Here is a 23,812-nt window from a genome sequence, read left to right as displayed (position 1 = left end):
CTTATGTTTAAACATCTTATTTTAATTATTTGTTTACCTCTTTTTATTAATTGTAATAATAAAACTACCATTGTTTTACACAATAACAATCAACTTGAATATCAAGGAAGGGTAGCTGTAAATAAAAGCAAAAAAGCAACTGAACTATTTTGGTCTGGTACTGCAGTAAAAATTAATTTTAAGGGCACAAGTGCAAAAATTACCTTAGAAGATGAGAAAGGAGAAAATTATTTTAATGTTTTTATTGATGGAATATTTATTAAATATTTCCGAATTGAAAAAGGTTTAAAATCATACAATTTAGCTGAAAAATTAGACGATAAAAAACATACTATAGAAATTACAAAGCGTAATGAATTTAGTGCTGGGAAAACACTTTTTTATAATTTTATAATACAAGGAAAAGTATTACAAAAAGACCCTAATAAAGAATTATTTATAGAATTTTATGGAGATTCTATTACAACAGGACATGGAAATGAAGATACATCTGGCAAAGACAAATCTAATGGAATTGTAACCAATAATTACAATAGTTATGCTGCTATGACTGCCAGAAACTTAAATGCAGATTATACTTGCATTGCAAAAGAAGGTATTGGCATTATGCTAAGTTGGCACGATTTAGTTATGCAAGAAATATACTACAGAAAAAATCCTGCAGATGAAAAAAGTAAATGGAATTTTTCTAAAAAACAACCCGATATTGTTGTTATAAACTTACTACAAAATGATTCTTGGCTAGTAAATAAACCAAATCACAAAGAATATAAAAGACGATTAGGAAATAAAAAACCAAATCCAGAAACAATAGAAAATGCATACGCTGAATTTGTAAAAGTTATTCGAGAAAAATACAAATTAGCAACTATAATATGCATGTTAGGAAATATGGATATCACTAAAGAAAATTCTCCTTGGAAAAATTATGTAAGCAATGCCGTAAAAAGTATAAACGACAGAAAAATTTACACTTGTTTTGTTCCTTTTAAAAATACAACCGGACATCCTAAAGTTACAGAACATAAAATTATTGCAGACCAACTTACAACCTTTATCCAAAATAACATCTTGAATAATTAGTTTTTACATTTCAAAAATACCATCCTCAGTAAAACAATAGTTTTTACAATTTTTAGGCGGATTTTGGGTATTTAAACCTGTAAATAAGCTAAATGCTGGTAATATCAACTGATTTTCGGTTACTTGAAAACAAGGCAATTTAATACGTTGTTTGCCTTTTCCTATGATAAAAACTCCTGGATGAATATGTCCTGAAATGGTAAAAACATCATTACCTGGAGTTACAGCATCGTGTACAAATTTTAAAGAATTGATTTGTAACTCCGTTTTAAAAACTTCTATATGAAATTGCGCGTAAATTTGGTTAGATAATTTATCGTGGTTTCCTTTTATCAATTGCAAACTTAATTTTTTAAATTGCAAAAGCCAGTCTTTAAATTCATCTAGATCTTTGTTGTAAGCTGCGTGAAACAAATCGCCTACAATTATTAAATTTTCTGCTTTAAAATGGATGATTAACTGTTTTAAACGTTCTAAATCTGTAGTTAAAACATCTTTAGGAATTGGAATACCACTTTTTTGAAAATGGGCAGATTTGCCAATATGTACATCGCTTAAAATTAAACTTTTTTGGGTTTCCCAAAACAAAACACGCTGATTTGTAATTGCTAAAACCTCTCCTTTTAATTCGATTTTTTTAGAAACAATAACCAAAGGTTTTATCATTTTATTTTAAGCTTTTAAGGCTTGTTTTTGAATGCGTTCTATACGTTTACTCAAATCTTCGTTAGACATGGTTCCTCTTAAACTATCTACTTTTAAAGGAAAACTCAAAGGTGTAAAATTATTGGCTTTTTTCAAAATTATTTTACTGTTAGCAATTCTCTCAAATGCTTTTTGTAGACGTACTTTCTCTAATTCATAATCAAAAACTTCATTATAGGCCTGTTTTAATAATAAATTATTGGGTTCATAATCGCTTAAAACCCTAAAAATTAAACCAGAAGAAGATTGTAAACTTTTGTTTGTTTTTCTGTTTCCTGGTTGTGTTTGTATTACCAAACCTGCAACCACTGCAATGTCTCTAAATTTTCTAGAAGCCATTTCACTAGCATTTATACTTGCTGTTACATCTTTTATTAAGTTCTCTTTAGAGAATATTGCTACAATATTTTCTTCATTTAAAGGAATTTCTTGATCGCTTAACAACTCGAAACCATAATCGTTCATTGCAATTGTAAAAGTTAACTTTTTGATCTGACTAATTCTATAAGCTATTAAAGATGCCATAATTTCGTGCACCAATCTGCCTTCAAAAGGATATGCAAATAGATGGAAACCTTCTTTAGTTTCTATCATTTCTACCAGAAATTCGTCATGTTTTGGAATGTGCGAATTTTTTGCTTGTCTTTTTAATAATGGATGTAAAAATTTGAGTTCTTTTTCTCTATTATTTGGGGTTAAAGCATCACTTAATTTCAACCTTAAAAAATGCGTTAAATAAGACGTTAAAGGCAATCTACCACCCAACCAACTTGGAGTTATTGCTTTTTTCTTTTTGCTTCGTTTAACCAAAACAGTCATGTCTTTTATTTGTTTTACTTCTAAAACTCTACCACCTAAAATAAATGCGTCTCCTTTTTTTAATTTCGATATAAAAAACTCTTCAATCATGCCAATATATCCACCAGAAAAGAATTTTACATACAACATGACTTCACTTACAATTACGCCAATATTCATTCTGTGATTCATGGCAATTCGTCTACTTTTTACCTTGTAAAGTCCATCTTCTTCATCTAAAATTACCTTATGAAATTCTTCATAGGCTTTTAACGTGTTTCCACCTTTGGTGATAAAATGAATACACCAATCAAATTCTTCTTTGGTAAGATAATGAAAAGCGTGAATTTCTTTGACCAACTCAAAAGTTTCATCTGCTTTAAAACCTTCTCCAACAGCTAATGTTACTAAAAATTGCACCAAAACATCATAGGTTAAAACCATGGGATATCTTGCTTCAATTTCGTTTTGTTTTACGGCTTCTTTTACAGCTGCAACTTCTATTAATTGCAAAGAATGCGTGGGAACTGCATACATTTTAGAGGTTTCAAAAGGCGAATGCCCACTTCTACCTGCTCTTTGCATAAAACGTGCAATTCCTTTTGCAGATCCAATTTGTATGACACAATCTACAGGTTTAAAATCTACACCTAAATCTAAAGAAGAAGTACAAACTACCGCTTTTAACAACCCATTTGAAATGGCATCTTCTATAAAATTACGTTGTACTTTGTCTATAGAGCCATGATGTATGGCAATTTGCCCAATTAAATCTGGTGCTGACTCAATGAGAATTTGATACCATAATTCGCTCTGATTTCTAGTGTTTGTAAAAATTAAAGTCGTTGTATTTTCATAAATAATCGGAATTATTTTAGAGCTCATTTGTTTTCCTAAATGACCTGCCCAAGACAATTCTTCTACTTCATCTGGCAATAAAGAAGTAATGGTTATTTTCTTTTTTTCTTTGGCGCGAATCATAGTGGTTTTTAAATCCTGATAAGGAATTAAAACATTTTTAGCTTCTTCTAAATTACCAATCGTTGCAGAAATGCCCCAAATACTGGTTTTTTGTGATAAATTTCTAATTCTTGCAATTGCCAATTCTGTGAGTACACCTCTTTTAGAACCTAGCAATTCGTGCCATTCATCTACAGCAATACAGTTTACATTTTTAAACCAACGCGAATTTCTTTTTTGAGAAAACAACAAATGCAATGTTTCTGGTGTGGTTAACAAAACATCTGGCATTGAGCGTTCTTGTTTTCTGCGAATATTAGTGGGTGTATCTCCATTTCTAACAGCAATTTCCCAATCTAAACCAATTTCTTCTGCAGCAATTTCCATTGCTTTTGCTAAATCTTTTGCCAACGAACGTAAAGGAGAAATCCAAATAATTTTTAAGCCTTTTTTGTATTTTTCTGGCTGATTTAAATAATCGATAACCACTGCTAAAAAAACAGAAAATGTTTTACCAAAACCTGTTGGAGCCACTACCATTCCACTAAAATTATTGTGGTAACGTTCCCAAGTTTGCGCTTGAAAACTAAAAGGGGTATGCCCTTTTTCTTGCATCCAATTTTGGATGATTTTGTACCCTTGGGTTTGTTTAAAGTTGCTCAAAAAATCGTTATTAGTTGTTGGTTTTTAGGTGTTAGTTTCGATTTCGAATGTCATTTCGACTTTAGGAGAAATCTCATAATTTTGGATTATTCTTGTGAGATTTCTCAATCGCCTAAAAAGGCTCATTTCGAAATGACAAAACTACACGTTAAAATTTTAATTCGCTTCAATAAGCGCTTTAACGGAATCAATAGTATCAATATCTTTTACGGTTTTGTCTTTTCGCCAACGTTTTATTCTTGGAAAACGCAAGGCAACTCCGCTTTTGTGTCTTTTACTGTAGGCAATTCCTTCAAAAGCAATTTCAAAAACGAGTTCTGCTTTTACAGTCCTTACAGGTCCAAATTTTTCGATGGCGTTTTTGTTTACCCATTTAGAAATTTCTGTAATTTCCATGTCTGTTAAGCCAGAATATGCTTTAGCAACGGTTACTAATTTGTCTTCATTTTTTACAGCAAACGTGTAATCTGTATATTTAGAACTTCTTCTTCCACTTCCTTTTTGGGCGTAAATCATAACTGCATCAATAGTTAATGGATCTACTTTCCATTTCCACCAATCTCCTTTTTTTCTTCCAACGTGATAATTAGATGTTTTTTTCTTCAACATTAAACCTTCAGAATTAAAACTTCTAGCAGCATTTCTTAACGTGTCTAACTCGTTCCAATTTTTGAAGTCGATAACTTCTGATAAATATAAAATATCACTTGTATTTTTATTGAATAATTGTTCTAATCTCATTCGTCTTTCTTCCATAGAAAAAGTACGTAAATCTACAGCATCTAACTCTAAAAGATCATAAACATACAAACCAACAGGCACTTCTTCTAATAGTTTTTTAGTTACATTTTTACGATTTAATCTTTTTTGTAAATCATTAAAAAGTAAGACTGCACTGTCTTTTATGGCTAAAATTTCGCCATCAATTACAAAACTACCTTCTAATTGAGAAACTGCTGCTACCAATTCTGGAAACTGCTGTGTAACCAATTCTTCTCCTCTAGACCAAATAAAAACTTCTTCTTTTCTTTTGATGATTTGTCCACGAATTCCATCCCATTTATACTCTAGTTGCCAATCTTTTTCGTCTCCTAAATCTTGCAATTCTTTTTCTAAAGAATAAGCCAAACAAAAGGGATAGGGTTTGGAATTATCATAATTAATATGTTCGCCATTCAATAAATCATCAAAAGAAATAGAATCTGGACTCCAATTTCCAATAATACTGTGCATTAATTGGTTGGCATCTATTCCAGATAATTTAGCCAACGCATTTACCAAGGTTTTTTTAGAAACCCCAATTCTGAAACTACCACCAATTAATTTATTAAAAATTAAACGTTCTTGGGCTTGCAAACCATTCCAAGCTTTTAAAACATAAGCTTTCTTTTCTTCATCTGTTTTTGGTTTTAGGTTGATGAGTTCTTCGATCCAAATATGCAATGGTTTTTCGATTTCATCTTCAGGATTTGGCAATAAAAGTGCAATGGTTTCTCCTAAATCTCCTACTGAAGCATAACTTTCTAAAAACAACCATTCTGGAAGTTTCGTAATTTCTAAAACCCAACTTTTCATTAAGTTAGTTTTTACAGGTCTGCTTGGTCTTTTACCTGTAAATAAAGCAATTAACCAAAGTTTATCTTTGTCTGGTACAACTTTAAAATAATTTACCAAAGCATCAATTTTTGCATTGGTTTTATTAGTGATTTCAATCGCGCTAATTAAGTTAGAAAAATCTTTCATATTTAGGCGTTCTCTGTTTTAGTTTCTTCGTCTTTTGCAAATTCATCTTCGCCAAACTCCGTTTTTAATTCGTGTGCTTCTATGCCTATTTCATTTAAATATTTAGAGAAAACTGCTTGCGATCCATGGGTAACGTGTACTTTTTCTGCTTCTGTAGCTTTTACAGCTGCTAACAAACCATCCCAATCTGCATGGTCGCTAATGGAAAAACCTGCATCTACTCCTTTCCATCTTCTGTTTCCACGAATGTGCATCCATCCAGAACAAATTGCGGTTGCTGCATTGGGTATTTTCTTTAACATTCTAGAACCTAACAAAGCTGGAGGTAAAATGACTATTTTATTTTGAATAGCTGCTTTCTTAAAATCGTAGTTTAATAAAGTTGTTTTTGGTAGTTCAATTCCAGCTCCAGAAATTGCATTGTTTAAATTGTTAATTGCTGAATGCACATAAATATCATCTACACCTTCAATTAATTTCATAATACGTTGTGCTTTTCCTAAACTATATCCTAAAAAAACACTAGTTCTGTTATTTTGCTGATTTTGTAGCACCCAATTGGTCAATTCAGCTTGTAATTCTTCTTCTTTTTTCCATTTGTAAATTGGCAAACCAAAGGTGCTTTCTGTAATAAATTCGTGGCATTTTACAGGTTCATAAGGTGTAGAAATAAAATCTGGTTGCGTTTTATAATCTCCAGAAAAAACAACTACATACCCTTTATATTCTAAACGAATTTGAGCAGAACCAATTACATGACCTGCAGGAAAAAAGGAAACTTGCACTCGATTAATGTTTTTAGGTTGATTATACCCCAAACTTTCAATAGAAATATCTTTGCCTAATCTGTGTTTTATAATCGCTTTAGAATCGTTCTGACATAAATAATGTTTGTTGCCATATCTAGAATGATCTGCATGTCCATGAGAAATTACAGCATAATCTACAGGATACCATGGGTCTAAATAGAATTTCCCAGGAATGCAGTAAATGCCTTTTTTTGTAAATTTTACGAGTTTCAAAATAAATGCAACGCTTTTAAACAAGTTTCTATAAAAATAACGGATTCCATTTTAATGCAGTCTATTATTTTTAACTTTAGTATTTATTTATGAATTAAACTTCTGCATTTATCATTGAATAAAACTCTTAATTTAGTACTATTTTACCACCAATACACGAATTAAAATTACAGGGCAAACTCATACTTTTACATTGCCACGAATTCACAAATTTTTAATCCTCAATGATATTGAATATTTATTTTCATCTTTAATTTTAGAGTTTATCTCTTTTTAAAAATTGGGAGTTTAACCAGTATTTAACATCCAATTTATTGGAAAAAATAAAAAGCCTTAACAAATAATTTGTCAAGGCTTTTTACTATATATTTTTAAAACTAAATCTTATAAACCAAATAAACCTGGCAAAAACATTGAGATTGCAGGTACATAAGTAATTAGTAGTAATACTATAACCATAATTAGTAAAAAGGGCAACAAAGGTTTTACAACTTGCGAAACAGATACATTGGCAACACCACTACCTACAAAGAGTATGGTTCCAACAGGTGGTGTACATAAACCGATACAAAGGTTTAAAACCAATACGATTCCAAAATGAACAGGATGCATCCCTAACTCAGTAACTACTGGTAAAAAAATAGGTGTAAAAATTAGAACAGCAGGTGTCATGTCCATAAAAGTTCCAATAATTAACAATACTAAGTTTATTAATAAAAAGATGATAATTTTATTGCTAAATTGTTCTAATAAAAAACTACTTATCAACTCAGGAATTCCTTCAAAAGAAAACAACCAAGACATTGCCATAGAAGTACAAATTAAAAACATAACTACAGCAGTTGTTTTTGAACTTGCTAATAAAATAGCAGGAAAATCTTTTACACTTACATCGCCATAAATTAATGCAAGAACTCCAGCATATAAAACAGCTATTGCAGAGGCTTCTGTGGCAGTAAATATACCTGCAACAATACCTCCCACAACAATAACAAGTAATAATAAACTAAAAAATGCTTTTCTAAAGTATTTAAAAATTAATGGAAGTGGTACACGTTCTCCTTTGGTAAAATTTCTAGTTATTGCAATAAATGCAACATACCCCATAATAGCAAGACCTAACAAAATTCCAGGTAAATAACCTGCAATAAATAAAGCTGCTACAGATGCTGTACCTCCACTTGCCAAAGCATATACAATTAAAATATTACTAGGTGGAATTAACAGACCCGTTGTTGCTGAAGTTATATTTACTGAAGCACTAAGTTCTCTTGGATATCCTTCTTCTTCCATTCTATCTGTCATGATACTTCCAATAGCAGAAGTTGCTGCAATTGCAGACCCAGAAATTGCTCCAAAAAGCATAGATGCTAATACATTTACATAGGCTAAACCACCAGGTAAACTTGCTACTAAAGACTTTGCAAAATTGATCAATCTGTTTGCAATTCCTCCACGTTTCATAATTTCACCAGCCAATACAAAAAAGGGAATTGCCAATAAAGCAAAACTATCAATTCCTGTGGTCATTCTTTGTGCAATAGTTGTTATTCCTGGTAATTTGTCAATATTTAGCAACAAACTAATGGTTGTAGAAATACCTATACTATAAGCTACAGGTACTTTTAACATTAATAAAATGAAAAAACTTAAAAATAGGACGATAATACTTATTATTTCAATACTCATAATTAATCGGTTATTTTATTAGTACTTATTTTAACCACATGATATATTGAAAAACACATCACAAACAAACCACTTACAGGTAAAATTGCATAAATATATCCTAGAGGAATTCTTAAAGTACCTGATAGTTGCCCTAAGTGTAATGTTGTATACACTAAATTAAAACCACCTATTACCATTACTACTAAAGCGAATAAAAAGATGCATATTTCTATAAAATAGAGTACTTTTTTTCGAAATTTTTCTGGAAACTTCTGATATAAAAAATCCATTGATAAATGCTCTCTTTTTGCATTTAAATACGCTGCACCAAGAATTGATAACCATATCAAAGAAAAACGTGCTAATTCTTCTGTAAATGTAAAAGATGTGTTTAAAATATAGCGAGAAAAAACTTGCAATAACACATCAACTACTAACAATCCAAAAATAGAAACCAAAATAATTTCTAAAATTTTGCAAACTTTATTAAAAAGTATATCTGCTGATTTCATAGTTATTGATTTTTTATTTTATTAATAATAGAACTCATTTCAGGATGCTCTTTTTCAAAGGATTCTAAAACCGATTTTGATTTTTCTTGAAACAATGCTTTTTCTGGAATGATGATTTCTACTCCTGCTTTTTTGACTATTTCCATAGATTCGTTTACAGATTCATTCCAAAAAACTTTTTGTGCTTTTGATGATTCATCTGCTGCTTCTTGCACCCAAACTTTTTCTTGATCAGATAAAGTATCCCAATATTTTGTTCCAATTAATAATACATCTGGTACAGAAGAGTGCTGGTCTAACGTATAATATTTACTAATTTCATAGTGATTAGAAGAAACAAATGAAGGAGGATTGTTTTCTGCACCATCAACAACACCTTGTTGAATGGCTGTATACAATTCTCCAAAAGACATTGGTGTTGCAGAACCTCCTAAACTATTTACCATATTAATAGCCATTTGGTTGTTCATAACACGTATTTTAAGTCCTTTTAAATCTTCTGGAGTTCTAATGGCTTTGTTTGAAGTATAAAAGCTTCTACTACCAGCATCATAATAACACAAGCCTCGCAACCAAAATTTAGAACCTTTTTCTAGAATAGACTTACCTACCTCACCTTCTAAAACATCAAATTGATGTTGTTTGCTTTTAAATAAATAAGGAATTCCTAATAGATGATATTCAGGCACAAAATTAGACAACGTTGCAGCACTTACTTTGGTAACAGCAACACTACCAATTTGTAATAATTCTAGCGTTTCTCTTTCAGATCCTAACTGTCCATCAGGAAATATTTTAACATCTATTTTACCACCAGATTTTAGTTTTACTGCTTTTTTAAATTCTAAAATACCTTTATGTACTGGATGTGTTTGAGGTAAAGTATGTGCCAAATACATCATCTTTACACCATCTTCTTTTTGGCAACCTTGTAAAAATAGTAAAAGAAACAAGGCACAAAACACTTTATGTATCATAATAAATTAGTTTAGTTTTTAAAATTGAAATAATTAACAGCATTGTTATAACAAATATCTTGAATCATTTTTCCTAAAAATTCAATATCATTTGGTACCAATCCTTGTTTTACATCTTCTGCAATTAGGTTGCACAATATACGTCTAAAATATTCGTGTCTAGGAAAAGACAAAAAACTTCGACTATCTGTTAACATTCCTACAAATCTGCTTAATAAACCCATATTAGACAATGTATTTAGTTGTTTTTCCATGCCATCTTTTTGGTCTAAAAACCACCAACCAGAACCCCATTGCATTTTACCAGGAACATCACCATTCTGAAAATTACCCATCATTGTTGCAAATACTTCATTTTGCGAAGGATTTAAATTATAGGTAATTGTTTTTGCCAAAGCATTTGCTGCTTCTAAATTATTAAATAATTTAGACATTGGTTGTGCTTGGGTAAAATCGCCAATAGAATCTACACCAGCATCTAAACCTATTTGATCTAATAATCTACTATTATTATTTCTTAATGCTCCTAAATGAAACTGCTGTGCCCAACCTTTGGCATGGTACATTTTACATAATTTAAACAAAATACAAGACGCAAACATTTTTGCTTCTTCCTTAGTTACTAATGCATTAGACAAACGTTTTTGTAAAACTACATCAGCTTCTTTATCTGTAAAATCTGAAGCATAAATTTGCTCTAAACCATAATCTGAAAGTTTACAGCCTAAATCATTAAAAAATTCGATCCTGTTTTCAATAGCAGCTAATAACTCCGTTAAATTCGAAATTTTAAATCCAACTTTAGTTGCTAATTCTTTAATATACGTTTGATAATTGTTTCCTTCAATTAAAAGTAAATTATCAGGTCTAAAGGTGGGTAAAACCTTTGTGAAAATATTCATTTGAGCAATTGCTTGATGATGCTCTAAACTATCTGTAGGATCATCTGTAGTACAAATAACCTCAACATTCATATGTTTTAGTAAATCTGCTGGAGTTTTATTTTCTAAAATTGCATTTGCTTTTTCATAAATGGCTTCTGCAGTTGATGGTTGTAAAATTTCATCAATATTAAAATAACGCTTCAACTCTAAATGTGTCCAATGAAATAAAGGGTTTCTTAGAGTATAGGGTACTGTTTCTGCCCACTTTAAAAACTTTTCTTTCTGATTAGTTGTATCACTAGTAATAAAAGCCTCATCAACACCATTAGCTCTCATGCCTCGCCATTTATAATGATCGCCATTTAACCAAGCATCTGTTATATTATTAATGGGTAAATTTTCTGCTATTTGCTTTGGCGATAAGTGATTGTGATAATCTATAATTGGTAAATCTTTAGCATACTGACGGTATAATGTTTCAGCTACATCAGTTTGTAACAAAAAATTATCTGTAATAAAAGTACTATTGTTCATTGATAGGTTTTCTTCTTTACTGTTCTATAATGAACGTCTAATTCCTAATTCTAAACCACGTAATTCTGCCAAGCCACGTAAGCGTCCAATTCCTGAATATCCAGGGTTGGTTTTTTTCTTTAAATCATCTAACATTTTATGTCCATGATCTGGTCTAAAAGGCATTCTTACGTCTTGTCTGCCTGCTGCAATACGTTTTTGTTGTTCTAAAACCAATGCTTTCATTACTGCATACATATCAACATCGCCTTCTAAATGATCTGCCTCGTGGAAATTACCTTCTGCATCTCTTTTAGTTGCGCGTAAGTGTATGAAATGAATTCTATCTCCAAGTCTTTCAACCATTCCTGCTAAATCATTGTCTGCTCTTACACCAAATGAACCAGTACAAAATGTTAATCCGTTGTTTTGAGAAGGAACAGCTTCATATAAATCTACAATATCTTGTTCTGTTGATACAACTCTTGGCAAACCTAAAATAGGAAAAGGTGGATCATCTGGATGAATACACATTAAAACACCTGCTTGTTCTGCAGCAGGAATAATTTCTGCTAAAAACGAAAATAAATTCGCTTTTAATTCTGCTGGACCTACATCTTTGTAAGTAGCCAAAATTGCATTGAATTCTTCTAAAGAATAGCCTTCTTCTGCACCTGGCAAACCTGCAATAATATTTCTGATTAATCTTTTTTGATCTTCTTCTGTGGCATTTTTAAGAAAGTCTGCTGCTTGTTGTTTTTGAGCATCAGAATATTCATTTTCTGCTCCTGGTCTTTTTAACAAATACAATTCAAAAGCGGCAAAAGCTGCTGCTTCAAAACGCAATGCTGTAGATTGATCTGAAACTTCATAATCTAAGTTTGTACGTGTCCAATCTAAAACTGGCATAAAATTGTAACACACAATATCAATTCCACATTTGCCTAAATTTAAAAGCGTTTGCTTATAATTTTCTATGTACGTTTTGTAATCGCCAGATTTTGTTTTAATGTTTTCATGAATTGGTACAGATTCTACAACCGACCAAGTTAAACCAACACTTTCAATACTATCTTTTCTTTTTTGAATCTCTTCAACAGTCCAAGTTACACCATTTTTAATATGATGTAATGCAGATACAACACCTGTTGCACCACTTTGTTTTATATCTGATAATGATACTGGATCATTAGGACCATACCAACGCCAAGTTTGCTCTAAATTTTGTTTCATTTTATTTTTTTCTATTCAAGTATTAGCAATAAATTCACTAATAAAAGATTAACTATTTGTATTATTTTTTCTTTTTAAGAAGATTAAAAAAGGCTTTTAGACTCCACTATAAGCTGCAAAACCTCCATCAATAGGAATTACAATTCCTGTAACAAAAGAAGAAGCATCATCACATAAATATAACGTTGTACTAATTAAATCTTCTGGTTTACCATAACGCTCCATCGGCGTTTGATCTATAATTTGCTGACCTCTTTTTGTTAAACTTCCATCTGTTTCAGTTAACAAACTTCTGTTTTGATCTGTTAAGAAAAACCCAGGTGCCAAAGCATTTACACGAATCCCTACTTTAGAAAAATGCACAGCTAACCATTGAGTAAAGTTAGAAACTGCAGCTTTTGCGCCACTATAAGCTGGTATTTTTGTTAAAGGCGTAAAGGCGTTCATAGAAGAAATATTTAATACAGAACATCCTTTTCTACCTACCATATCTTCTGCAAAAACTTGTGTAGGAATTAAAGTTCCTAAAAAGTTTAAATTGAATGTAAATTCGATTCCTTTTGGATCTAAATCAAAAAAAGTTTTAAAACCTTCTGTTGTATTCTTTAAATCTTCCATCGCAAAAAACGGGTTAGAAGTGGTTCCTAAAGGATGATTTCCTCCTGCTCCATTCACTAAAATATCAACTTTGCCAAATTTAGCATTTACTACTTTTTTTGCTTCAATTAAAGAATCTTTTTCTAAAACATTTGCTGCAACTCCTATTGCTTTTCCTCCTTCTGCATTAATTTCTGCGGCTACTTTATCTGCTGCTTCTTTTCTTAAGTCTAATACTGCAATGTTATTTCCTTGTTTTGCAAGTGCCATAGCTAATGTGCTACAAAGAACTCCTCCTGCTCCTGTTAATACAACTGTTTTGCTCATCTGTAATAAAATATTGTTTGTGTTATTTTTTAATTAATTGAAACGTAAAAATACACATTAATTTAATTACGAATACCCTGCACTATCCTGAACTGTTCTGCTCCGTTATTTAATTCTTTATATTTTAACTTATTATTGATTTGTTAAATAACCTGTTATGCATTTTAAATAATGTTAATTATAAAATTAAGATTAAGTCTAAATTTGTTTATACATTGAATCATTGTTAATGTTGTTCATTTTATGTTTTTCTTAAAACATCCAATATTCTTTTGTAATTTGGCTTCAAGTTTCTTACCAGAAACGCCTTATAATTAAATTAATTAACTCATTACTAAATAGTTAAGAATATCTTTATTTTTAAATCAAAATTTATAACGAATTTTATATAATTATGTACCATGAAAAAAATTAAAAACACCCTCTTAATTGTCATTTCTTTTTCACTGATAACATCTTGTAATTCTAACATAAGTAAAGAAGAAACTTCTAAAGAATCAATACAAAATAGATTTGTAAAATTCTTGGAATATAAACCAGATTCTTTAGCATTTCCAAGAAGTTATTCTATAGTTAAAAACGAAATTAAAAAAGTACCTTCTAAAGATTGGACGAGTGGTTTTTATGCAGGAAATTTATGGCAAATTCATGAACTTACTGGTGAATCTGAATACAAAGATTTAGCAAAAAAATGGACTGCTTTTATAGAAAAAGAAAAGTATAATGATAGAACTCACGACATGGGTTTTAAAGTTTTTTGCAGTTTTGGACAAGGTTTAAAACACATAGAAAGCGACCATTACAAATCTGTTATTGTAAAAAGTTCTCAAACTTTAAGAACTCGATTTAATAACACAGTTGGCAGTATCAGATCTTGGGATTTCAATAAAAAAACGTGGAATTTTCCTGTGATTATTGACAATATGATGAATTTAGAAATGCTTTTCGAAGCAACAAAAATCAGTAACGATTCTTCTTTTCATAAATTGGCTGTTATCCATGCAAATACTACTTTAAAAAATCATTTTAGACCAGATAATAGTAGTTATCATGTAGTAGATTACAACCCAGAAAATGGAAACATTAGAATGAAAGTAACTCACCAAGGTTTTAATGATGCATCTGTTTGGGCAAGAGGACAAGGTTGGGCAATTTATGGTTATACAATGGCATATAGATATACAAAAGATAAAAAATATTTAGACCAAGCAGAAGCTACTACAAATTTTTATTTGAGTCATAAAAACTTACCAAAAGATGGCATTCCTTATTGGGATTTTAAAGATCCATCAATTCCAAATGCTCCAAGAGATGTTTCTGCAGCTACTGTTATTTCTTCTGCTTTGGTAGAATTGTATCAATATACAAACAAGCCAAAATATTTAGACTATAGTAAAAAAGTGATAAAAAGTTTAAAAACAGAAGAATATCTTTTAAAACCAACAATTAATGCTCCTTTTATTTTAAAACACAGTACAGGTAATTGGCCTAAAAAAGACGAAATAGACGAACCTATTGTGTATGCAGATTATTACTTTTTAGAAACTTTATTACGTTTAAAGGAAATGGATAAACAATAGATTTACCAAACAAAAAAAATTATACTACAAAGATTCAAGACTTCTTGCAAGGTTTTTGAAACCTTACAAGAGTTTATAAATAAACTAATAATACACATGAAAGTAAACCTGTCAATTCAAACAAAATCATCAAACTTTCTACTTTTTTTTAGTTTGATGTTTCTCTCTTTTTCTTGTAGTTCAGATGGAAATACAAATGGAATATCAGAAAGAACAAAAACCAACATTAACCAAAATTGGCAGTATTTAGAAAAAGATATAGAAACTATTTCTGATGCTTTGGCTATGAAAAACTGGCAAGCTATAAATCTACCTCATTCTTGGAATAGTTTAGATGCCACAGATTTAAAACCTGGTTATAGAAGAACAGGTAGCTGGTATAAAAAAGAAATTGATATTTCTAAAAACTCAAAAGTTATTTATGAGCTGTATTTTGAAGGTGTAAACATTACATCAGAAATTTTTGTGAACGGAGATAAAGTTGGAAGTCATATTGGTGGTTATATTGGTTTTACAATTGATGTTTCATCAGCATTAAAAAACGGAACAAATGAAATTGTTGTAAGAGCAGATAATAGCTATGATCCAGAGATTATTCCTTCTCAAAAATCTGACTTCTTTATTTTTGGCGGAATTACAAGAGATGTTTTTTTACAAACAAAACCAAAAACGCATTTGGCAAATTTAAAATATACAACACCTAAAGTTTCTAATGAAAAGGCTACTTTAACAGGAACAGTTGCTGTAGTAAATGCTAATAAATCATCAAAAGTAAAAGCAGTTTTAATAGATAATGAGGGGAAAAAAGTGGTAGAAAAAGAGTTTTCTGTGGATGATCATCTGGCTAAAATAAATTTTGACAATATCAATAATCCTAAACTTTGGGATACTGACAATCCTAATTTATATACCATTGAAGTTTCCCTTTTATCCGAAGAAAAAACAATTGATCAAATTTCTGACAAAGTTGGTTTTAGATGGTTTGAGTTTAAAGAATATGGAGCTTTCTTTTTAAATGGCAAACGTTTGTTATTAAGAGGAACGCACAGACATGAAGAACATGCAGGTGTTGGTGCTGCAATGAGCAATGAGCAACACAGAGCAGATATAGAACTCATTAAAGAAATGGGAACCAATTTTGTACGTTTGGCACATTACCCTCAAGATCCAGAAGTTTACAAAGCTTGTGACGAATTAGGACTTTTAGTTTGGGACGAATTACCTTGGTGTAGAGGTGGTGTTGGTAATGATAATTGGAAAGAAAATACCAAGAATATGCTAACTGAAATTATTGAACAAAATTACAATCATCCAAGTATTGTAATTTGGTCTTTAGGAAACGAAATGTATTGGTTGCCAGATTTTGAAAATGGAGGAAAAGAAGAAAACATGAAGCCATTTTTATCAGAAATTAACGATTTAGCACACAAATTAGATCCAACAAGAAAAACTGCAATCCGTAAATATTATGAAGGTGCAGCTATTGTTGATGTTTTTTCTCCTTCAATTTGGTCTGGTTGGTATTCTGGCTCTTATAAAAGTTATCAAAAAGCCATCGATCAATATAAAAAACAATACAAATCTTTTTTACATGCAGAATATGGAGGCTCAAGTCACGTTGGTCGTCATACAGAAAACCCAATTACTGGCGAAGGTAAAATACAAGTAGATGGTTGGGAAGAAGCCATTGTACAAACCGATGTTGCAAATATTGCACAAATTGGCGATTGGTCTGAAAACTATATTGTAGATTTATTTGATTGGCATTTAAGAATCTCTGAAAATGATGATACTTTTGTAGGAAATATTCAATGGGCATTTAAAGATTTTGGTACTCCTTTAAGACCAGAAAATGCGATTCCTTATATGAACCAGAAAGGTTTGGTAGACAGAGCTGGTCATAAAAAAGATGCATTTTACGTTTTTAAAAGTTACTGGAGCAAAGACCCTTTTACTTATATAGAGTCTCATACTTGGACAGATAGACAAGGTCCAAAAGGTTTGGCAAGAGATATTAGTGTCTATTCTAACTGCCAAGAAGTAGAATTATTTTTAAACGGAAAAAGCGTAGGCACAAAAACAAGAAACATCAAAGAATTTCCTGCTGCAGGTTTAAATTGGAACTTGCAATTTAAAGAAGGAGAAAACACCTTAGTTTCTAAAGGAAAAACTGCCAATGGTAAAACGGTTTCTGATGAATTAAAAATCAATTATAGATTTACCAAAAACGGAAAAGCCAAAGGTTTAAAACTAACTTATGAAAAATTAGAAAACGGAAACTATTTAATAACTGCAATTGCAAAAGATGCTAATGGTTTACGTTGTTTAGATTATGAAGATAGGGTGTATTTTCAATGTATGTCTGGTGGAGAAACTTTTAAACGTTTAGGAACACCAACAGGAAGTGAGTCTATTGAAATGGCAAATGGTAAAGCTTCTATTGAAGTGAAAAGAAACTCAATAGATACCCCTTTAGTAATGATGGTTTTAAACCAAAGTTTTAAAGGTACTTATTTAACGATTGAGTAAGAGAACAACAGATATATAAGAGTGCCAATTTTTTTAAGGATAAATTAAAAATCATACAACACAAACCCTATACAGTTTTGTCATTCTGAAAGAATCTTTTGCGGGTTGCCTAATCTGATGTGAGACCCTTTCAGGGTGACAAACTGAGTGGGAAATGAGTTTAAATTTGAAAATAATAACGTTTCCTTCAAAAAAATCATCAAAATGAAAAAACAAATCCTATTTATTAGTTTTATGCTGATAATTTTCAGTTGCAACCAAACTCCAGAATTCAATTTAATAGAATTAGAAAGCGAAAAAGTTCTTAAAAATGCCAATCGTTTTATTACTGAAAAACCCATTACAGTAACTGCAAATATTGCTAAAAGAAGTACTGGGAATAAGCACGATTTTTATTCTGAAGGCGATTATTGGTGGCAAAACCCAAACGATTTAGAAGGCCCATATATCAGAAAAGACGGTTTGTCAAATCCTGATAATTTTATAGCTCATAGAAAATCAATGATTCGACTTTGTAATATTGCAGGCAGTTTAGCTTCTGCTTATAAAATTACTAAAGATGAAACATATGTAGCAGCATTAATTCCGCATTTAAAAGCTTGGTTTGTAAATGAGGATACCAAAATGAATCCTAATTTATTATATGCTTAAGCCATAAAAGGCAAAGTTACAGGACGTGGAATTGGAATTATTGACACCCTTCATTTCATAGAAGTTGTTTTGGCAATTAAAACAATAGAAAATTCTTCATCTATAAATACTGATGATTTATTAGCTATTAAAAACTGGTTTTCTAACTATTTAAATTGGTTGACAACTCATAAATTCGGAGAAAAAGAACGCGATAATGGCAATAATCATAGTACTTGTTGGGCGTTACAAGTTGCTGCATTTGCTCTTTTGGTTGATGATAAAACCCAACTTGAATATTGTAGAAACTTCTACAAAAATACTTTGTTACCAAATCAAATGGCTTTAGATGGTAGTTTTCCAAAAGAAATAGCAAGAACAAAACCTTATGGATATTCGTTATTTAACTTAGACGCTATGGTTAGTTTGGTACAACTTTTATCAACCAAAAAAGAAAACCTCTACTACTACAAAACAAAAGACGGAAAAAGCATACAATTAGGAATGGAATTTTTATATCCATTCATCAAATATAAAGAAAATTGGCCTTTTCAAAAAGATGTAATGTATTGGAATCATTGGCCTATAAAACAGGTTTCTCTACTATTTGTTGGTTTAAATACTAAAAAAAAAAGTATTTAAAATTATGGACAGCCTTAAAAATGGATGAAAACACCCCAGAAATTGTTAGAAATACAATTGTTAAACATCCTATTTTATGGGATATTTATAAATTTTAAATAGCAGTATTTTGAATTATACAGTAAAAAATAAAAAACCCTTTAAACAATTGTTTAAAGGGTTTTTTTAAATAGTAGTTGGCCTACAAGGACTCGAACCTTGAATGTCGGTACCAAAAACCGGTGTGTTACCAATTACACCATAGGCCAATACTTTAATTCGGGTGCAAATTTAACCCAAAGTTTTAATTTGACAAACATTTTTCAATAATTTTTACTGTTATAAAATATTTAAGAGGATTTTAGCAGTTTTAAAAGCAAATACCAAGGAATTTTATTGATATTTATTAGTAAATTCGCCACACATTATTACAAAACTATGACAGCAACAAACTTTAAAAAATGGAACATCATCTTAGGATGGGCTACATTTGCTATTGCTTTAATTACTTATGCTCTAACGCTAGAGCCAACTGTGAGTGCTTGGGATTGTGGAGAATACATTGCTACATCCGTTAAATTAGAAGTTGGTCATCCTCCAGGAGCTCCTTTATTTCAAATGTTAGGTGCATTTTTTGCCATGTTTACGTCTAGTTTAGATCAAATTGCAAAAATGGTCAACTTTATGTCTGCTTTAGCAAGTGCATTCACCATTTTATTTATGTTTTGGACCATTACCAATTTGGCAAAAAAATTAGCATTAAAAACAGATGCAATTTCCGACGGAAAATACATTGCAATTTTAGGAAGTTCTCTTGTAGGTTCATTAGCTTATACGTTTTCAGATAGTTTTTGGTTTAGTGCTGTAGAAGGAGAAGTATATGCTATGTCATCATTTTTAATGGCATTATTATTTTGGCTGGCGTTAAAATGGGAAAGTGAAATACATACTGCAAGAGGTAACAAATGGTTAATCTTAATAAGTTTTGTAGTAGGTTTATCATTTGGTGTACACATCCTTTCATTATTGGTAATTCCTGCCATTGTAATGTTGTACTTCTTTAAAACCTACCAAAACATCAACCTTAAAACTACGGCAATTGCTACCATAGTTTCTGTAGTTGTATTAATGTTTGTTTTTAAATTTTTATTTCCTTTTACATTAAAATTCTTTAGTGCATCAGAATTATTTTTTATCAACTCTATTGGGTTGCCCTATAATTCTGGTTCTATCATTGCAGCTATAATTTTAATTGGTTTATTTTACTTTGGATTAAATTTTACACGTAAAAAAAACAAAGTACAAGCAAACACATTAATACTTGCCATACTATTCATTATGATTGGTTTTTCTTCTTGGATGATGTTACCAATTAGAGCCAATGCCAACACCACAATTAATGAAAACAACCCTTCTAGTGCTCGTGAATTATTAGCTTATTATGAGCGTGAACAATATGGCGATGCCAATGTTTTTTATGACACCTACTACTCTAACTCATATCAAAGAACACAAGATACCAAGAATCCTTATAAAGATGACAAACCTAAGTATGAGAAAAGAAATGGCAAGTACGAAATTGTAAATAATTATAAAGATGTAGTGCCAAATTGGTCTGATAAGCACAAGGGTTTTATACCAAGAATGGTAAATCCTGCTTCAGAAAAAATGTACAAACAAATTGCTGGCATTCCACAAAACAGCAAACGCAGACCTACATTTGCAGAGAACATAAAATTTATGATGAGCTACCAATTTGGTTACATGTATGGACGATATTTTATGTGGAATTTTGTTGGTAGACAAAATGACATTCAAGGAAACTTAGATATTTTTAACGGTAATTGGATTAGTGGAATTACTTTTTTAGATGAAATAAGATTAGGCTCTCAAAAAGATTTACCTAGTCAAGTATTAGAAAACAAAGGAAGAAACAAATACTACTTTTTACCCTTAATTTTAGGAATTATTGGTTTGTTATATCAAATAAAATGGGACAAAGAAAACTTTTTTACCCTATTTTTATTCTTTGCTTTTACCGGTTTTGCTATTATATTTTACACAAACCCAAAACCTTTTGAACCCAGAGAACGTGATTATGCAATTGTAGGTAGTTTTTACATTTTTGCCATTTGGATTGGTTTTGGTGTACTTGCTTTGTATGAGTATTTAAAAAATTATGCCAATAAAAAAACAGTAGCCATTGCTGTTTCTATAGTTTCACTTTTGGCTGTACCTACTTTAATGGCTTCTCAAAATTGGGATGATCATGACAGATCTAACAGATACACAACCCATTTAAATGCACAAGCTTATTTAGAAAGTTGCGACCCAAATGCAATTATGTTTACCATTGGAGATAATGACACGTTCCCACTTTGGTACATGCAAGAAGTAGAAGGCATTAGAACCGATGTAAAATTAGTAAATACATCGCTTTTTGCAACAGATTGGTACATCGATCAAATGAAACGTGCAACTTATGATGCTCCTCCTATTCCATCGCAATTAAAACACGATCAATATAAATATGGCACCTTAGATGTTGCCTATTCTATGGATCATCCTCGTTATAAAGACTCTGTAATAGATATCAAAGACTTTATGCGTTGGATTGCTTCTGATAATGATGGAACTTATGTGGAAACAGAAAACGGACAAAAAGAAAAATTTTATCCTACCAATAGAATTAGAATTCCGGTAAACAAAGAAAAAGTTTTAGCAAACGGTATTGTGGCTCAAAAAGATGCCGACAAAATTGTGCCTTATATTGATATTACTATTGATAATAGAGCCTTATTTAAAAACCGAATTTTAATGCTAGATATTTTAGCAAATAACGATTGGGAAAGACCTATCTATTTTACTGGTGGTGCAAATGCAGATGAAGAATATATTTGGTTAAAAGATTATTTACAGTTAGATGGTTTGGCATACAAATTAGTACCAATTAAAACACCAATTGCTAAAAAGAGTTTGTTTGATATGGGTAGAATTGACCCTGAAAAAATGTATGCTAATATTCAGAAATGGAATTGGAGAAACATTAATGATGGTAAAATTTATTTAGACGAACAAACCAAAAGAAACTCTATTTCTATGCGTAATGGTTTGTTACGCTTATCTGAAGCTTTTGCTAAAGAAGGAGATACTGTTAAAGCATTAGAAATTTTAGATATATCTTTAGATAAAATGCCAATTAAAGACTTTGACCATTATAGTTTATCTATGGGCTATCCAGAAATGTATTACAAACTAAAAGATTCTAAAAAAGCAAGAGAAACTTCTAGAACACTTATCAACTTATTTAAAGAAAAATTAGTTTGGTTAGCTACATTTCCTAAAAATGAATCAGAATTAATTTTTGATGATATTGATACCACTTTATATATGTATAGAAATATTATCAATCAAGCTGAACAAGGTGAGGTTGATAAAGACTACATAGATGCTTTACAAGATGAGTTTATAGATATTGTAAAACTATTTGAACACCTTGTTCCTGATGAAGAATCATAAACTCTAAATGAAAGCTTATTTACCTAAAACGCCACGTATAATTATGAGAATTTTCTCTAAATATACGTGGCGTTTTTCTACGGATAAAAAAGAAATTTTCTTAACTTTTGATGATGGACCTACTCCAGAAATCACACAATTTGTTTTATCTGAATTAAAAAAATACAACGCAAAAGCTACTTTTTTTTGTATCGGGAAAAACATACAAAATCATCCTGAAATTTTTAATACTATTATTATTGATGGCCATACAATTGGCAATCACACCCAAAACCATTTAAAAGGGTGGAAAACTGATAATAGTAGATATCTTGATGATTTTTTAGCGTGTGAAAAAACAATTACACAATTCAACAAATCAACAATTACTCAGAAAATTTTTAGACCTCCTTATGGAAAAATAAAAAAAAAACAAGCTAAAGAAATCTTTAAAAAAGGCTATAAAATAATTATGTGGAATGTTTTATCTGCAGATTTTGACACTACAATTTCTAAAGAAAAATGTTTAGAAAATGTTTTAAAAAATACCGAAAAAGGAAGCATTATTGTTTTTCATGATAGTATTAAAGCTGCTGAAAGAATGCAATATGCATTGCCAAAAGTTTTGAAACATTTTTCTGAAAAAGGCTTTGTTTTTAGGGCGATTTAAGAAATCTGTCATTCCTGCGAAAGCAGGAATCTAAACTTAAATAGCTTAAAAAAAAGAATATTTTCCCATAAACAAATAGCCAACTTTAAATATATCGAGTCTCAATTCACTTTTTATGGATTCCTGCCTACGCAAAAATGACAAGTAGTTTTTTATTCTCACAGGTTTTTAAAAAACTATAAGATCTATCAACTTATTTTAAATACAAAAGTTCATAAAAAAGCAGTAGTAAAAGCAGCAAATAGCTTCTAAAAAACTTAAAGATATTCTTGTACCAAACCAATTAAAGTATTTGCGTCTTGAAAACCTGTCTGACGCCATTGCATTTCGCCATTATTATAAATCATAAAAGTGGGGTTTCCTTTAACACGTAAAACGTCTGCAAGTGCTTCGTTTTTTTTGACATCTATCTTAATTACCTTAGCTCTGTCTCCTAATGCCGCAGCAACATCTCTTAAAATATTTAGAGTTTGTTCAGAATCATTCAAATCTGAGTAAAAATCGATTAAGACAGGCTTTTTAATATTAATTAATTCACCAAATTTTGCCATACTATAAAATATTAAAAAAGGGGGAAAACGTGTAAAATAATTACT

16 protein-coding genes, 1 tRNA gene and 1 pseudogene are annotated in these 23,812 nt (G+C 30.7%); 6 read left to right on the top strand and 12 right to left on the bottom strand.

From position 1 onward, the window contains the following. The first annotated feature begins 3 nt into the window (after positions 1-3). Positions 4-1,083, top strand: a complete 1,080-nt coding sequence (locus Q0731_RS11855) for an SGNH/GDSL hydrolase family protein (protein ID WP_299064342.1) — start codon at positions 4-6, stop codon at positions 1,081-1,083. Between the two features lie 3 nt (positions 1,084-1,086). Here the strand turns inward: Q0731_RS11855 and pdeM are convergent, their stop codons facing one another. The 10 genes from pdeM to Q0731_RS11805 all read right to left on the bottom strand — a co-directional run bounded on the left by pdeM (position 1,087) and on the right by Q0731_RS11805 (position 13,688). Then, positions 1,087-1,749 (bottom strand): ligase-associated DNA damage response endonuclease PdeM, encoded by a 663-nt coding sequence (pdeM, locus tag Q0731_RS11850; protein WP_299064340.1) that lies wholly within the window; start codon positions 1,747-1,749, stop codon positions 1,087-1,089. Between the two features lie 6 nt (positions 1,750-1,755). After that, positions 1,756-4,209: a ligase-associated DNA damage response DEXH box helicase gene (locus Q0731_RS11845; protein WP_299064338.1), complete on the bottom strand. Its 2,454-nt coding sequence runs from the start codon at positions 4,207-4,209 to the stop codon at positions 1,756-1,758. A 156-nt stretch (positions 4,210-4,365) separates the two neighbouring features. Continuing rightward, entirely contained in the window at positions 4,366-5,952 is a 1,587-nt protein-coding gene (locus Q0731_RS11840; RefSeq protein ID WP_299064336.1) for an ATP-dependent DNA ligase, read from the bottom strand. Between the two features lie 2 nt (positions 5,953-5,954). After that, positions 5,955-6,974 (bottom strand): ligase-associated DNA damage response exonuclease, encoded by a 1,020-nt coding sequence (locus Q0731_RS11835; protein ID WP_299064334.1) that lies wholly within the window; start codon positions 6,972-6,974, stop codon positions 5,955-5,957. A 384-nt stretch (positions 6,975-7,358) separates the two neighbouring features. Beyond that, entirely contained in the window at positions 7,359-8,663 is a 1,305-nt protein-coding gene (locus tag Q0731_RS11830) for a TRAP transporter large permease subunit (protein ID WP_299064332.1), read from the bottom strand. 2 nt (positions 8,664-8,665) lie between these two features. After that, a complete protein-coding gene (locus Q0731_RS11825; RefSeq protein ID WP_299064330.1) occupies positions 8,666-9,157 on the bottom strand; it encodes a TRAP transporter small permease in 492 nt (163 codons plus the stop codon). Between the two features lie 2 nt (positions 9,158-9,159). Next, on the bottom strand, positions 9,160-10,134 hold the full coding sequence (locus Q0731_RS11820; protein WP_299064328.1) for a TRAP transporter substrate-binding protein: 975 nt from the start codon (positions 10,132-10,134) through the stop codon (positions 9,160-9,162). 11 nt (positions 10,135-10,145) lie between these two features. Further along, positions 10,146-11,552 (bottom strand): glucuronate isomerase, encoded by a 1,407-nt coding sequence (gene uxaC / locus Q0731_RS11815; RefSeq protein ID WP_299064325.1) that lies wholly within the window; start codon positions 11,550-11,552, stop codon positions 10,146-10,148. 24 nt (positions 11,553-11,576) lie between these two features. Further along, positions 11,577-12,764 (bottom strand): mannonate dehydratase, encoded by a 1,188-nt coding sequence (gene uxuA / locus Q0731_RS11810; protein ID WP_299064323.1) that lies wholly within the window; start codon positions 12,762-12,764, stop codon positions 11,577-11,579. 96 nt (positions 12,765-12,860) lie between these two features. Continuing rightward, a complete protein-coding gene (locus Q0731_RS11805; RefSeq protein WP_299064321.1) occupies positions 12,861-13,688 on the bottom strand; it encodes an SDR family oxidoreductase in 828 nt (275 codons plus the stop codon). 401 nt (positions 13,689-14,089) lie between these two features. Here Q0731_RS11805 and Q0731_RS11800 point away from each other — a divergent pair, with 401 nt between their 5' ends. The 3 genes and pseudogenes from Q0731_RS11800 (at position 14,090) to Q0731_RS11790 (ending at position 19,069) form a co-directional block, all read left to right on the top strand. Next, a complete protein-coding gene (locus Q0731_RS11800) occupies positions 14,090-15,268 on the top strand; it encodes a glycoside hydrolase family 88 protein (protein ID WP_299064319.1) in 1,179 nt (392 codons plus the stop codon). A 156-nt stretch (positions 15,269-15,424) separates the two neighbouring features. Next, positions 15,425-17,797, top strand: coding sequence for a glycoside hydrolase family 2 TIM barrel-domain containing protein (locus Q0731_RS11795; protein ID WP_299064317.1), 2,373 nt, complete (start codon positions 15,425-15,427; stop codon positions 17,795-17,797). A gap of 204 nt (positions 17,798-18,001) precedes the next feature. Further along, positions 18,002-19,069 (top strand): annotated as a pseudogene (locus Q0731_RS11790) (alginate lyase family protein). A gap of 176 nt (positions 19,070-19,245) precedes the next feature. Here Q0731_RS11790 and Q0731_RS11785 read toward each other — a convergent pair. Beyond that, positions 19,246-19,317: transfer RNA gene (locus tag Q0731_RS11785), tRNA-Gln, on the bottom strand. Between the two features lie 169 nt (positions 19,318-19,486). On the opposite strand from Q0731_RS11785, the gene Q0731_RS11780 reads away from it, so the two are divergent. Continuing rightward, positions 19,487-22,567, top strand: coding sequence for a DUF2723 domain-containing protein (locus Q0731_RS11780; RefSeq protein ID WP_299064315.1), 3,081 nt, complete (start codon positions 19,487-19,489; stop codon positions 22,565-22,567). A gap of 43 nt (positions 22,568-22,610) precedes the next feature. After that, complete coding sequence (locus Q0731_RS11775; RefSeq protein ID WP_299064313.1) at positions 22,611-23,216, top strand: polysaccharide deacetylase family protein; 606 nt, start codon at positions 22,611-22,613, stop codon at positions 23,214-23,216. 257 nt (positions 23,217-23,473) lie between these two features. Here the strand turns inward: Q0731_RS11775 and Q0731_RS11770 are convergent, their stop codons facing one another. Further along, positions 23,474-23,767: a thioredoxin family protein gene (locus Q0731_RS11770; RefSeq protein ID WP_299064311.1), complete on the bottom strand. Its 294-nt coding sequence runs from the start codon at positions 23,765-23,767 to the stop codon at positions 23,474-23,476. Positions 23,768-23,812 lie beyond the last annotated feature (45 nt).

Source organism: uncultured Polaribacter sp., assembly GCF_947497695.1.
In the GTDB taxonomy this organism is placed as follows: domain Bacteria; phylum Bacteroidota; class Bacteroidia; order Flavobacteriales; family Flavobacteriaceae; genus Polaribacter.
The sequence above is the reverse complement of the archived record's forward strand: the minus strand, read 5'-3'. Positions and strand labels throughout refer to the sequence as shown.